Annotated in this window: 15 protein-coding genes; 1 reads left to right on the top strand and 14 read right to left on the bottom strand. The window is 47.9% G+C overall.

Going from position 1 to position 12667, the window contains the following annotated elements:
• The 7 genes from KNQ15_RS04175 to KNQ15_RS04145 form a co-directional block, all read right to left on the bottom strand.
• Complete coding sequence (locus KNQ15_RS04175; RefSeq protein WP_023467692.1) at window positions 1–717, bottom strand: response regulator transcription factor; 717 nt, start codon at window positions 715–717, stop codon at window positions 1–3.
• 171 nt (window positions 718–888) lie between these two features.
• Entirely contained in the window at window positions 889–2055 is a 1167-nt protein-coding gene (gene ccsB / locus KNQ15_RS04170; protein ID WP_029341189.1) for a c-type cytochrome biogenesis protein CcsB, read from the bottom strand.
• On the bottom strand, window positions 2052–3599 hold the full coding sequence (resB, locus tag KNQ15_RS04165) for a cytochrome c biogenesis protein ResB (protein ID WP_029341188.1): 1548 nt from the start codon (window positions 3597–3599) through the stop codon (window positions 2052–2054). The genes ccsB and resB overlap by 4 nt, the downstream gene beginning before the upstream one ends.
• Window positions 3600–3621: 22 nt before the next feature.
• Window positions 3622–4212, bottom strand: a complete 591-nt coding sequence (resA, locus tag KNQ15_RS04160) for a thiol-disulfide oxidoreductase ResA (protein ID WP_023467689.1) — start codon at window positions 4210–4212, stop codon at window positions 3622–3624.
• 126 nt (window positions 4213–4338) lie between these two features.
• Window positions 4339–5100 carry a pseudouridine synthase gene (locus tag KNQ15_RS04155; RefSeq protein WP_023467688.1) on the bottom strand — a complete coding sequence of 254 codons (762 nt, stop codon included), beginning with the start codon at window positions 5098–5100 and terminating at the stop codon, window positions 4339–4341.
• Window positions 5100–5672, bottom strand: coding sequence for an SMC-Scp complex subunit ScpB (gene scpB / locus KNQ15_RS04150; protein ID WP_023467687.1), 573 nt, complete (start codon window positions 5670–5672; stop codon window positions 5100–5102). The genes KNQ15_RS04155 and scpB overlap by 1 nt, the downstream gene beginning before the upstream one ends.
• Window positions 5662–6417, bottom strand: coding sequence for a segregation/condensation protein A (locus KNQ15_RS04145; protein WP_023467686.1), 756 nt, complete (start codon window positions 6415–6417; stop codon window positions 5662–5664). Before KNQ15_RS04145 ends, scpB begins: the two co-directional genes overlap by 11 nt.
• 92 nt (window positions 6418–6509) lie before the next feature.
• Between KNQ15_RS04145 and KNQ15_RS04140 the strand changes: the two genes are divergently transcribed.
• On the top strand, window positions 6510–6974 hold the full coding sequence (locus tag KNQ15_RS04140) for a DUF309 domain-containing protein (protein WP_029341187.1): 465 nt from the start codon (window positions 6510–6512) through the stop codon (window positions 6972–6974).
• A gap of 17 nt (window positions 6975–6991) precedes the next feature.
• Here the strand turns inward: KNQ15_RS04140 and KNQ15_RS04135 are convergent, their stop codons facing one another.
• The 7 genes from KNQ15_RS04135 to KNQ15_RS04105 form a co-directional block, all read right to left on the bottom strand.
• Window positions 6992–7339 (bottom strand): GNAT family N-acetyltransferase, encoded by a 348-nt coding sequence (locus KNQ15_RS04135; RefSeq protein WP_029341186.1) that lies wholly within the window; start codon window positions 7337–7339, stop codon window positions 6992–6994.
• A 152-nt stretch (window positions 7340–7491) separates the two neighbouring features.
• Complete coding sequence (locus KNQ15_RS04130; RefSeq protein WP_029341185.1) at window positions 7492–8019, bottom strand: type 1 glutamine amidotransferase domain-containing protein; 528 nt, start codon at window positions 8017–8019, stop codon at window positions 7492–7494.
• A 97-nt stretch (window positions 8020–8116) separates the two neighbouring features.
• Window positions 8117–8554, bottom strand: a complete 438-nt coding sequence (locus KNQ15_RS04125; protein WP_023467682.1) for a peptidylprolyl isomerase — start codon at window positions 8552–8554, stop codon at window positions 8117–8119.
• A 103-nt stretch (window positions 8555–8657) separates the two neighbouring features.
• Window positions 8658–9662, bottom strand: coding sequence for a S66 family peptidase (locus tag KNQ15_RS17010; RefSeq protein ID WP_214727921.1), 1005 nt, complete (start codon window positions 9660–9662; stop codon window positions 8658–8660).
• A gap of 83 nt (window positions 9663–9745) precedes the next feature.
• Window positions 9746–10390: a hypothetical protein gene (locus KNQ15_RS04115; RefSeq protein WP_214727918.1), complete on the bottom strand. Its 645-nt coding sequence runs from the start codon at window positions 10388–10390 to the stop codon at window positions 9746–9748.
• Between the two features lie 104 nt (window positions 10391–10494).
• Window positions 10495–11796, bottom strand: a complete 1302-nt coding sequence (locus tag KNQ15_RS04110) for a pyrimidine-nucleoside phosphorylase (RefSeq protein ID WP_029341182.1) — start codon at window positions 11794–11796, stop codon at window positions 10495–10497.
• 46 nt (window positions 11797–11842) lie between these two features.
• Window positions 11843–12655 (bottom strand): purine-nucleoside phosphorylase, encoded by an 813-nt coding sequence (locus KNQ15_RS04105; protein WP_029341181.1) that lies wholly within the window; start codon window positions 12653–12655, stop codon window positions 11843–11845.
• Window positions 12656–12667 lie beyond the last annotated feature (12 nt).

Raw genomic sequence — 12667 nt, 5'->3', positions numbered from 1 at the left:
TCAGGTCGGACTATTCTCGAACTTGTATCCGACACCCCAGACCGTCGTGATCATTTGAGCGGCGTTCGGAGACAAACGATTCAGCTTTTCACGCAGACGTTTGACGTGTGTATCGACCGTCCGCAGATCCCCGAAGAATTCATAGTTCCAGACTTCCTTGAGTAGTTGTTCCCGCGAGAATACCTTATCCGTTTGTTTTGCTAAGAAATACAGGAGTTCGTATTCTTTTGGTGTTAAATTGACTTCTTGTGATTCAACCGTCACGCGGTGGGCATCATTGTCGATCGTCAAGTGTGGGAAGACGATGACATCTTTTGTTTTCGCATCCGTGTGGAGGAATTTCGTCGCACTTGCCCGACGAAGGATCGCTTTGACACGCAAGACAACTTCGCGTGGGCTGAATGGTTTGACGATATAATCATCTGCCCCCATCTCAAACCCATGGACGCGGTTCGTCTCTTCGCCTTTTGCCGTCAACATGACGATTGGCGTCGCTTTCGTTTTCCGCAGTTCTTCACAGACTTGCATCCCGTCCATCTTTGGCATCATCAAGTCGAGGAGAATGACATCGTATTCTGTCTCAAGCGCCATTTCAAGCGCCGTTTCTCCATTGTCTGCTTCCTCGATCGTGAAATTTTCCCGCTCCAGATACATCTTCAACAGGCGACGAATCCGTTCTTCATCGTCGACGACTAAAATACGTGCTTCTTCTGACATGCTGTCTCCTCCTATGAACTAAACTCTACTCCTCTATCCTACTACTCTTTTAGTATACTATGAAACGAAAAGAATGGCTTGCTCTGGCTGATTTCTCCGAAAAGGCACACTTCGATCGGACGGATACGAAAAAGCAGCGGACCGTTTCCGGATCCGCTGCTTGTTTTTTCCTTATGCGTAAGAGTGTAATCCTGCTACGACAAGGTTAACGAAGACGAGGTTGAACATGATGACAGCAAATCCGCCAACACATAGCCAAGCTGATTTTTTACCAATCCAACCACGCTGGATGCGCATATGGAGATAAAAGACGTAGAAGAGCATCGTAATGAGTGCCCATACCTCTTTCGGATCCCAGCCCCAGTAACGGCTCCATGCCATTTGCGCCCAGATCATCGCGAAGATCAGACCGCCAAGGATGAAGATTGGAAGACCAATCGCAACAGAACGATAGCTGATCTCATCTGCTGTCTCAAGATCGATCTTACGCGCGATCGGCTTCAAGCTCTCAGCAAGACGCTTGCGAAGAATGACGAAGCGAAGCAAGACGTATAAGACGACGCCGCCGATGATCGACCATAAGACCGTGTTGACTTTGTTCGCATTCAAGAAATTCGGTAATTCAATGACGGCACCTGAACCCGATAAGACTTTCCCGCCTTCAGGACCTGTCAAGACTGGCATCGCATAGTCATGCGTCATCGTTGCACCGTTTTTCGCCACGTATTCGATCGTCGACGCAGAACCTGTCGCTTTGAACAACAGCCCAACTAAGATGTAACCGACGACACATGCGAGTGAGAACATGACGACTTCGAGCCACGTCCGTGTTTTCGATTCCTTGCTGAAATCCGTCGCGTGAATCAGATACAATAATCCGGTCGCGAAGCTGACGGCAAGAATCCCTTCGCCGAGCGCTGCCGTCGTGACGTGGATTTTGAGCCAAACACTTTGTAGTGCTGGGATCAACGGTTGGACTTCATCCGGGAACATCGACGCATAAGCGATAACGAGCAATGCAACTGGCATCGCAACCAAACCGAGGACATTGTTTTTGTAGATGGCATAAACGATCAAGAAACCAAGCACCATCATCATGCCGAAGAATGTCGTGTATTCATATAAATTCGAAACTGGAACGTGCCCAGCTCCAGCCCAGCGCGTGAAGAAATATCCGAGCTGCGCGAGGAAACCGATGATCGCAAGCGTAAAGGCGATTTTACCAGAACGCGTCGGTCCTTTTTTACCACTCGTCGCTACAGCGAAGAATCCTGTACTGACGAGGTAGACGATGAATGATGTAAGGAGCAGGTTACTGCTCAACTGAAGCAAATTCATTTAGCTTCCCCCTCTTCCCGCAACTTTTGTCGATCCTCAAGTTCTGGCAGACCGACTTCCGTCAACGCGAGATTGGCTTCCTTTTGGAGCCCCAATGCATTTTTGTTCGTAAATCCAGCAATCTGGATTCGACCGTTCTTCTCTTTGAGCCAGAGACGACGGTGCGGCCAGTACATCCCGATCAATAGGCCTGCCATGAAGATGATACCACCTGCAAACAGGAACGGTAGCGTCAAATCTTTTTTAATCCGGACACCCGAGATGTTCGAGAGTTCCGTACCGGCGAATGCCATCTTGTACTGATTCTCATCTCCACCGACATTAAGTTTGATCCCAATCAAACTCCGTTCACCTTTCGGATGTTCCGGTGACTTGATGCTGAAGACGAAGGCTGGATTGACTGGACGTCCCGAGTTCGTCGTTGGCTGACCATCTTTGACGACGAAGTCCGGAAGGAAGTCCTTCAGTTCGACTTCATATCCATCTTTTAAGGCATATGTTTCTTTCGGATCACGCAAGTCGACCTTGATCGTATCGACGACTTTGTCCGTTTTCTGGTTAACGATATTAAACGACATCGTCTTGAATTCCGGATCTGCCGCGTACTGTTCCTGGAAGACTTGATAATCGTCGAATTCGAATGGGCGGTTGACTGCCGTCTCACCTGACTTGATTTCTTCAAGCTCCGGTTTGAAATCGGATGTTTCGCCGACTTTCTTGTACAGCGTCATCTTCGTATCATAGTTTTTCGGTACGTTTCCGCCTGCTGCTTCAAGTGATTTCTTGAACTTCGCATCGACCTTCTCAGGATCATAGAATTCGATGTTGAACGCTTCATTTTTCAAGTAGTACTGGTTATCCGTCGCCTCGATCGGCAACGTCTCTCCTTCACGGAGCCAAAGCAATTCATCTTCGTGCATGCCTGGTACGACTCGAAGCATCGCGCCACCGAAGAATAAGACGAGTCCGATGTGATTGATGTATGGACCCCATCGTCCGAAACGTTGCTTTTCAGCTAAAAGTGCCCCGTCTTGTCGACGGATTTTATAGCCTTTTTTCTCAAGCAACGGTGCGATCGCATCGATTTTTTTGACATCGCCAGTCGCTTCCGCGCCAAATCGCTGACCGTTCATGAAACGGTCCGACTGGATGACCGGTTGTTTCTTCAGTGCTCGGTAGAGCGGGAAGAATCGGTCAATCGATACGATGATGATCGAGAGTAATAAAAGCGTGATCAATCCGATATACCACCATGATTCAAACAGATTATGGAATCCTAACGTATAGTAGATGTCACCTGCCGTGCCGTATTCCTTTTGATAAAACTCTTCTGGTGGTGTTGCCTGTGGAATATACATCTCCTGCGGGAAAATCGTTCCGACCCCGCTCGCGATGATGATCAAGGCAATCAACCATAACCCGACCTTGACGGACGAAAAGAACGTCCATGCCCGATCGATCCAAGATGGATTTTTACGTTTCGATCGAAGCTCCGCTTCTTCGTAACGCATGTCCAGTTGTTTGAAATCTTCTTGCTCCTGCATCCTTAAATCCCCCTTCGATGCGTTACTCGTTCGCCTTCTTCACCATCTCTTCGAGCTTCGCTTGATCAATCTCACCTTCATACTTCTCGACGACTTCACCCTTTTTATTGATGATGAACGTCACAGGTAAGTTGTAGATCCCGTAAGCCTTCTCGACCGAACTGTTCGTATCCATGAGAATCGGATAGTCCGTTCCGCCAATATCCTTGATGAAGCTTGAGACACGAACTGGTGTTTCACCGACATTGACCGCTACGAAATTGACGCCCTGGTCTTGCATCATCTGATAGTTGTCATTGATCAATGGCATCTCTTTCTTACATGGTTCACAGAATGTTCCCCAGAAATTGAGTAAAAGTCCTTTTCCTTTATACTCGTCCATCGAGTGCTGTTTCTCACCATATAGATCAACGAGTGCGAAACCAGGGGCATCATCGCCTGCCATGACACGACCGTTTTTATCACGTGTCGCTTGATCGACGAATTGCATGATGACAACTGCTCCGGCGAACAAAACGATCGTCATGATCATTAGACGCCAGAAGGAGCGTTTTTTCTTTTTTTGCTGGGCCGCTGCTAAGCGTTCTTCCGGATTTTGTTTCGTTTTTTTCATATTTTACCGCCTCCACCCATATTGTACTTGAAATCGCTTTACCGTTGACAAAATGTGAAATTCGTTAATCGTTTTGTCACAAAAAAAGAAAACTCAACCCGGAGGATGAGCTTCTCGCTTTACAAATTAACGTTTTTTTGTGTTCTTACGTCTTTTCGTAGGTGGAGCGGCTGGATCCGCTAGCTCACGCAATTGATTGACTTCTTTTTTTGAAAGTTCACGCCACTCGCCAGAAGTAAGACCTGCCAGTGTCAAGAAACCGAACTGTTCACGTTTCAACTTCAAGACTTCCGAACCGAGTGTCTCGACCATTTGACGGACTTGGCGGTTATGCCCTTCGTAGATGACCATTTCAAGAATCGCCGTATTTTTCTTCTTATCGATATCTCGCATCTCGACACGTGCTTTACCTGTCTTGAAACCATCCGGTAAGACGACACCTTTTTCAAGACCTTTGACGTGGAAGTATTCTGGCACACCTTTGATTTTGACGATGTAGCGCTTCGGTACCTTATATTTCGGATGAAGCAACAGGTTCGAGAATTCACCGTCGTTCGTCATTAAAAGAAGACCGCTCGTATTATAGTCGAGTCGACCGACTGGGAAGACACGGTGTCCGGGTGGTACGAGATCAACGACCGTCTTACGTCCTTTATCGTCTTCAACCGTCGAGACGACACCTGTTGGTTTATAGAGCATGTAATAGACGTGCTCTTCACGCTCAAGCTTCACGCCGTCTACTTCGACTTCTGCACGTGCTCCGACTTTCGTTCCAAGCTCCGTGATGACTTTTCCATTGACCTTGACGCGACCTGCTGTGATCAATTCCTCTGCTTTACGCCGCGAAGCGACACCTGCTTGTGCGATGATTTTTTGTAACCGTTCCATTAATTCACTCTCTCCTCTAATGAAGGATCATTCCGGAAGAAGAGATCTCCATCCGATTCGAACGTTTCTTCGAACTCGAGTGGCGGTAACTCTTCAATACTGTTTAGACCAAAATGGTCCAGGAAATGATCCGTCGTTTTATACAATTTTGCGCGACCGACGCCTTTGGCGCGTCCCGCCTCTTCAATTAAACCTTTTGCACTTAACGTATGGATGACACGCTCCGTCTTCACACCACGAACGACTTCGATGTCAGCACGTGTGACAGGTTGTTTGTATGCGATGATGACGAGTGTCTCCATTGCTGCTCGAGACAAGGAATCTTCTGCGAGCGAACCGGCATATGCCTGAATATACGGCGACATTTCTTTTCGTGTCACCATTTTAAAGACACCACCCGACTCCACGATTTGGAGCACACGCTGCTCTGCTTCGAATGTCGTTTGAAGAGCCAGCAACTGTTCACGTGCTGCCGCTTCACTGATCTCTAGCGCTTGACTGAGACCACGTGGATCGATCCCATCGTCTCCGACGACGAATAACAGGCTCTCAATGATTTGTTCATACGCCAATCTGACTCTCCTCCTTCACCATGCTCCGCAATAGGATATCATCGGTCATCTGTTCACAATCAATGACCCGTTGCTTGACAAGCTCAAGAACAGCGAGGAAACTGACGACTAGTTCTTCGACCGTCGGTTGCTCCGCAAAAAAGCCGAAGAATGTCGTACGCTCCCGTGTCGCGACGTACCGGGCAACGGACTCCATCTGTTGCTCGAGTGAACGTTCTTCTCGTTTGACCGTCTTCGAACGACGTACCTTCCAAGCTTCACGTTGGCGCATTTTTTCATAGGCACGTAATAAATCACTCAGAGATAACGTACCATTATACTCTTGTGCATCCGTGTCGAGATAACGCATCAAATCCTCTGGTTGTTTCGAGAACAGCTCAAGGCGTGCCTCTTCCTTTTCTTTCAGGACGAGTGCTGCTTCCTTATATGCTTTATACTCGATCAACTGTTGAATCAGACCTTCTCGTGTCGGTTCTTCCTCGAAATCAGGAATCTCATCGTATTCCGTCTGTTCGATCGGCAAGAGTTGTTTGCTTTTCAGTTGCAACAGCGTCGCTGCCATGACAAGATATTCACTAGCAACATCTAGTTCAAGATGCTGCATCGCACGGATATAGGACACATATTGATCCGTCACCATGGAAACGGATATATCATAAATATCGATTTCTAATTTACCAACCAAGTGTAACAGCAAGTCCAGCGGGCCTTCAAACGCATCCATCTTTACACTGTATGATTCCATGATTCTCCCTGCCCATCAACGTTTTTTGCGCCTTAGTATACCATACAACTGGTGGGTTCGACTATGTTATATTCAAAGGAAGAGGTGATTCCATGAATCCGATTGAACGATTCGTATTTGAATTCAACATCCGGCACGATTACTTCGAGTGCCATGAAATTTTAGAGGAAGTCTGGCAAGAAGGACAACGTCAGGACGAGGCGCTTGTCGGTCTGATCCAGCTGGCCGTCGCCCGCTATCATCATCGTCGCAATAACCAATCCGGTGCACAACGGACGTACAGTAAGGCATTCGATAAGATCGAACGCCACCGAGCAGCGCTTATCACGTCTGGTATCGATGTCTCACGCCTACTCGATCATCGCGATCACTTCACAGATCCGGTCTATCGACACATCCCGTTACCTGTCTTCTCGGACGTCATCCGAACCGTCGCACTTGAAGCGACAGCACCTGATCTCGATTATGTGACGCATAAACACCGTTTGCGCGATCGTACGGACGTCGTCACGGCACGACAAGAAGCGCTACAAAACCGAAGAGACCGGTCCATTTAAGCCATGGACCGGTCTTTTTATTGATTTTTCCATTTGTCGACAAGGCGTTGCGTCTCTTCGGTCGCACCCGTAATATCCGTTCGAAGAAGCTTAGTTGCTTCATCCAGTAAGAGATACGACATCCGTTCTCCCCGGAATGACGGCGATAAGGCGATATGTTTCAATTCAGCATGGCCATCCATTAATTGAAACCCGATGACACCAACGAAATCCTCATCTTGTTTGTACAAATACAAGCGTTGGTCTTCTTCCTGTTCATAGGCTTGAACCGTTTCAAGCAAATACTTCGGATCCTTCACTTCGCACGAAAAGGCGATCAGCCCCATCGCGGTCCGTTCATTCAACTTCTTATATTTTACTAGCATGTGATTCTACACCTTCCTAATTTCAACAACTCTCAGGAGCATGAACGACTGAGACTCATTCATTCTACACCTTCTCACACCGAATTACTGCATTTTTTTCATAATCCACTAAAAATGCAGGAGTCCGTCTCGTGACGTCCCCTGCATCTGAGTCATGCTTGTTCTTCCATCACTTGGATGAAGGCACGCATGTAGTCTGGTAGATCGGGCGGACGACGACTCGAGACGATATGCCCGTCGACGACGACTGCTTCATCGTGCCAAATCGCACCTGCATTCGTCATATCATCCTTGATTCCTGGCGTACTCGTGACGTTGACACCTTTTAAGATGCCTGCAGAGATCAGCACCCAACCAGCGTGGCAGATTTGACCGATCGGTTGCTTGTTCTGGTCAAAATGACGCACCATATTCAGAACGGAGTCAAAGCGACGTAACAAATCGGGTGACCAACCACCCGGAACAAGAATCGCATCATATTCCGACGGGTTGATCTCATCGAACGTCTTATTTGATTTAATCGGGACACCATACTTCCCGATGTACGTCTCATCCGCCTTCTCTCCGACGATATCGACGATTGCCCCTTCTTCACGTAAACGATGGACAGGATACCATAATTCTAAATCCTCGAAGTCATTGCTGACGACTTGGATGATTCGTTTTCCTTCTAAACGCATGACAAACACTCCTTTTCGAGTTGAGTTCCCTTACTGATTGTACCCGGATCTAAAAAAAGAAAAACTCCTCTTCGAACGTTCGAAGAGGAGCAAGAACTTACGCTTCGACGCGGATTTCTTTGATGCCAGCGCCTTGCTTCATTTTTTGTGCATGTTCGAGACCTGAAGTCACTTGTCCGAAGACCGTGTGTACGCCGTCGAGGTGCGGTTGTGGCTCGTGTACGATGAAGAATTGGCTTGATCCTGTGTTACGACCAGCGTGTGCCATCGAGAGTGAACCCGCTTTGTGTTTGTGTGGGTATGATGTTGACGTTTCACAAGGAATCGTTTTTCCTGAACCGCCTGTACCGTTTCCGATTGGGCATCCGCCTTGTGAGACGAAGCCTGGGATGACACGGTGGAAGTTCAATCCATCGTAGAAGTTCGAGTTCGCAAGGTTTTCGAAGTTTTCAGTCGTGATCGGTGCTTCATCGTTGAACAATTCGAATTCGATTTTATTTCCATCTTCTAATAAGATATGACCAGTTTTTTGCATGTTTGACCAACCTTTCGTGCTTTTCAGCAGGAGATTCGTCACGATTCGAGATCGTGATTCCATGGTACAGTGTACCAAATTTCAGGGCGTCGTGCAGACCTTTTTACTCGACAGCCGCCTCTAATACATCGAGTGTGACCGAATCCGTTGCTTCGACACGAATCTGAATTCCATTCGCCAGTGTCGCAACAGGATCCGTATGTCCGAAGTCCGCATCGAGAATGATTGGGAAATCATAGCCCCGCGTCGCACGCAGAATGATGTCTTTGAGCGGAAAATCCGGATCAAAATCGACTTTGCGTGGGAAACGTCCGACGACGAGTGCCGCAATCTTGTCATACGCACCCATGTGTCGTAATTGCGTGAAATATCGGTCGACCGTTTCCGGTGACTCACTTTCGTCATCCTCGAGCATCAAAACGACACCATCAAATGATGGCAAGTATGGTGTTCCGGCAAGCAGTAAAAGTGTTCCCGTGTTCCCCGTTAGAATCGGTCCTTCTGCAACGCCTGTCTTAACGATCGTATATCCCGCGTTCACTTGATGTTCCCGTCTTCGGTCGTCCGCAACATCCCAGCGTAAAATCTCGTCCGTCCACTCTTCAGACGCTTCGATCCGACCGATCGGCTCCGTCTGCATGAACGTACGGTTGAACGACTCTTCCGTATACGGATCTAGACCATCGAATTGACCAAATTGTGTCAGCAGTGCGGGTCCGACAAACGTCGTCAATCCTGTCTGCTGATAGATGCCAGCAAACAGTGCTGTGATATCACTGAAGCCCACAAAGATCTTCGGATTGTTCCGAATCAATTCATAATCGAGTTCGTCGAGCAACTGGTGCGAGTTAAACCCACCGATCGTCGAGATGATCGCTTTGATCGATGGATCAGCGAACGCCATATGTAAGTCTTGCAGCCGTTCGCCGATCGTTCCTGCCGTATGACTATGAACAGCCGTTGCGTTCGGCATCAAGACGACTTCGAACCCCATTTTTTCAAGTGTTGCGATACCGCGGGCAAGACGACGCGGTACGTATGCTGCGACAGCAGACGCCGGCGAGACGATGGCAATCTTATCCCCTTTTTGTAAGCGTGGTGGTTTCACGAAAGTTCCCCCTTATTCATTACAAGTATTTCCAGTATAACAAATTGAATGGGAACCGCGTACTCTCATTTTTTTGGTCCACTTTATAACGTTACGAACAACGAATTTCCGTCCTCCAATAACTCACCTTTTTTCGAGACATAATCAATCTTGACCGTCATGTGTTGAAGAATTCCTTGCTCACGTAACGACTTTGCCCACTCTTTGATCTGTGCTCTATCCTGTTCATGTCGTTTGCGAGGCACGTCCACCAAGAGCGTCGGAGCGATTTCCGCACGTAAATAAGCATTTGAATCAAAACGGACCTTACCAAGTCGCTGAATTTTATCGTTGTCATAAAGTACGGTCACGCTCAATTGATCCTTCAGTTTTTCGAGAGTCGGCGACGGAATCCGTTGCTCTAACCGATCTTCCCAAAGTGCCGCATGATACGTATCGACGAACTTTCCAGACTCCTTCTGTTGATAGACGAAAAACTCAGTATTCGTTTTTTCATCGACTGCTCGCGCTGCATACTCAAACGAATAATTTCCCATATTGTCGTAAATACTACCGGTCACCTTTGCTTCCGGAAGGTGCTTTTCTAAGTATGTCTTTGCTTTTTGTTGTACTTCAGCCTCTTTCGTTCCATCTGACTCCATGTCCTTTGTAAAAGCGTACGTCATCATCAATGCGCCGCCTCCGATAACTCCAACTAAACTGGCAACTACTATGAACCAACGTTTCACACGATCGCTCCTCTGCGTATATCCATATTTTTACACTTTTGATTTTATCATAAAAAAAGAGTAGCGGACGAAGTCCACTACTCAGATATTGCTTATCGGATGGATTACTGGATGACAGCGTGAACGAGCGGACGTGCTTCCGGTTTCGTTTCACTGATATGGTATGCGTGATCCATTTTTTCGATTGCTTGGTCGAGCGTTTCTTTGTTTGAACGAAGCGTTGCGATGACATCGCCGACTTCAACACGATCGCCGACTTTTTTGTGCAGCGTAACGCTTGCTGCGTGATCGATCTCATCTGCTTTCGTCGCGCGTCCTGCACCGAGGATCATCGCTGCAACACCGACTTCGTCAGCGATGATTTCAGAGACGTAACCCGCTTTTGAAGCAACGAATGTTTTTTCGTATTTCGTTTCAAGTGCTTTTGTCATGTCGTCAACGAGTGAAGCGTCGCCACCTTGAGCTGCGATGAACTTCTTGAAGACGTCAAGTGCTGCTCCGTTACCGAGACGTGTTTCGAGATCCGCATATGCTTCATCGAACGTCGGGTAGAACTCACCGAGGACTGCCATGTGTGAAGCGATTGTCAAGGCGATGACTTTTAAGTCACGGACATCTTTTCCTTGAAGGACTTCGATCGCTTCCTTGACTTCGTTTGCGTTACCGATTTCAAAGCCGAGCGGCTGATCCATGTCTGTAATGACAGCAACCGTCTTACGATTGACACTCTTACCGATCGAAACCATCTCTGTCGCGAGTGCTTTTGCATCTTCGAACGATTTCATGAAGGCACCAGAACCTGTCTTAACGTCAAGTACGATGCTGTCTGCTCCTGCTGCGATCTTTTTCGACATGATCGAACTTGCGATCAATGGAATCGAGTTGACCGTCGCTGTGACGTCACGAAGTGCGTAGAGTTTTTTGTCTGCAGGCGTCAGATTACCCGTTTGACCGATGATCGCCATCTTGATGTCGTTGACTTGTGAGACGAACGCTTCTTCTGAAAGCTCGACGTCAAAACCAGGGAACGCTTCGAGTTTGTCGATGGTTCCACCTGTATGACCGAGTCCACGACCGCTCATCTTCGCAACCGGAATACCGATTGACGCAACGAGTGGTGCGACGATCAAACTGATTTTGTCACCGACGCCGCCAGTTGAGTGTTTGTCGACTTTTTTCCCGTGGATACGTGAAAGGTCGATCACGTCGCCCGAGTTGACCATCGCCATCGTCAAATCAGCGATTTCACGGTCTGACATTCCTTGATAGAAAATCGCCATCGACATCGCTGACATTTGGTAATCCGGGATCTCTCCGTTCGTGAATCCTTCTACCATTGCTTGAATATCAGCTGTCGCGAGTTCGCCACCGTCTCGTTTTGTTGCAATCAAATCTACCATACGCATAATCTAGTTCCTCCTCAGGAGTGGTTTGTGAGTTTTAAAACAGTCGTTACATTTTTTTAATCGAACCGCGAACGAGTGATAGGAAGTGTGCCCGGACGCGTTCTGTCGTTTCGATGACTTCATCATGGTGTAACGGTTGATCGAGAATACCTGCTGCCATGTTCGAGACACACGAAATCCCGAGAACACGCATATCTGAATGACGGGCAACGATGACTTCAGGGACCGTCGACATACCGACGACGTCGCCACCAAGCATCCGTGCCATCTTGACTTCTGCTGGCGTCTCATACGTCGGACCAGTGTTTCCGAAGTAGACACCTTGACGGACACGAATTCCGAGTTCATCTGCTGTTTCTTGTGCAAGACGAAGTAATTCTGCATCATACGGCTTCGACATATCTGGGAAACGTGGTCCCATCTCGTCGACGTTCTTCCCGATCAGTGGGTTCGTACCGAAGAAGTTGATGTGGTCCGTGATCAACATCAAATCACCTGGTTCGAACGCTTCGTTACATGCGCCGGCTGCGTTCGTGACGATCAACGTCTCGACACCGATCGCTTTCATGACACGAACAGGGAACGTGACCATATCCATTGAGTATCCTTCGTAGAAGTGGAAACGTCCTTGCATCGCAACGACTTGTTTCCCTTCAAGAGTACCGAAGACGAGTTGTCCCGCGTGTCCTTCGACCGTTGATACCGGGAAGTTCGGGATTTCATGATATGGAATCGCGATCGGGTTTTCAATCTCATCCGCGAGGACACCAAGTCCTGAACCGAGAATCAATCCGATTTCCGGTTTTGCCTGCATCTTGCTTTCTAAAAACGAACGTGTTTCATTCCAGTTGACTGTCATCTGAATCGCTCC

The sequence above is a fragment of the Exiguobacterium sp. s168 genome (assembly GCF_018619035.1).
Lineage (GTDB): Bacteria > Bacillota > Bacilli > Exiguobacteriales > Exiguobacteriaceae > Exiguobacterium_A > Exiguobacterium_A acetylicum.
This window is presented reverse-complemented; position numbering and strand designations above follow the sequence as displayed.

Coding starts and splice junctions, on each gene's coding strand:
- KNQ15_RS04175 (WP_023467692.1), bottom strand. CDS start 717: ATGTCAGAAGAAGCACGTATTTTAGTCGTCGACGATGAAGAACGGATT.
- ccsB (WP_029341189.1), bottom strand. CDS start 2,055: ATGAATTTGCTTCAGTTGAGCAGTAACCTGCTCCTTACATCATTCATC.
- resB (WP_029341188.1), bottom strand. CDS start 3,599: ATGCAGGAGCAAGAAGATTTCAAACAACTGGACATGCGTTACGAAGAA.
- resA (WP_023467689.1), bottom strand. CDS start 4,212: ATGAAAAAAACGAAACAAAATCCGGAAGAACGCTTAGCAGCGGCCCAG.
- KNQ15_RS04155 (WP_023467688.1), bottom strand. CDS start 5,100: ATGGAACGGTTACAAAAAATCATCGCACAAGCAGGTGTCGCTTCGCGG.
- KNQ15_RS04145 (WP_023467686.1), bottom strand. CDS start 6,417: ATGGAATCATACAGTGTAAAGATGGATGCGTTTGAAGGCCCGCTGGAC.
- KNQ15_RS04140 (WP_029341187.1), top strand. CDS start 6,510: ATGAATCCGATTGAACGATTCGTATTTGAATTCAACATCCGGCACGAT.
- KNQ15_RS04135 (WP_029341186.1), bottom strand. CDS start 7,339: ATGCTAGTAAAATATAAGAAGTTGAATGAACGGACCGCGATGGGGCTG.
- KNQ15_RS04130 (WP_029341185.1), bottom strand. CDS start 8,019: ATGCGTTTAGAAGGAAAACGAATCATCCAAGTCGTCAGCAATGACTTC.
- KNQ15_RS04125 (WP_023467682.1), bottom strand. CDS start 8,554: ATGCAAAAAACTGGTCATATCTTATTAGAAGATGGAAATAAAATCGAA.
- KNQ15_RS04110 (WP_029341182.1), bottom strand. CDS start 11,796: ATGCGTATGGTAGATTTGATTGCAACAAAACGAGACGGTGGCGAACTC.
- KNQ15_RS04105 (WP_029341181.1), bottom strand. CDS start 12,655: ATGACAGTCAACTGGAATGAAACACGTTCGTTTTTAGAAAGCAAGATG.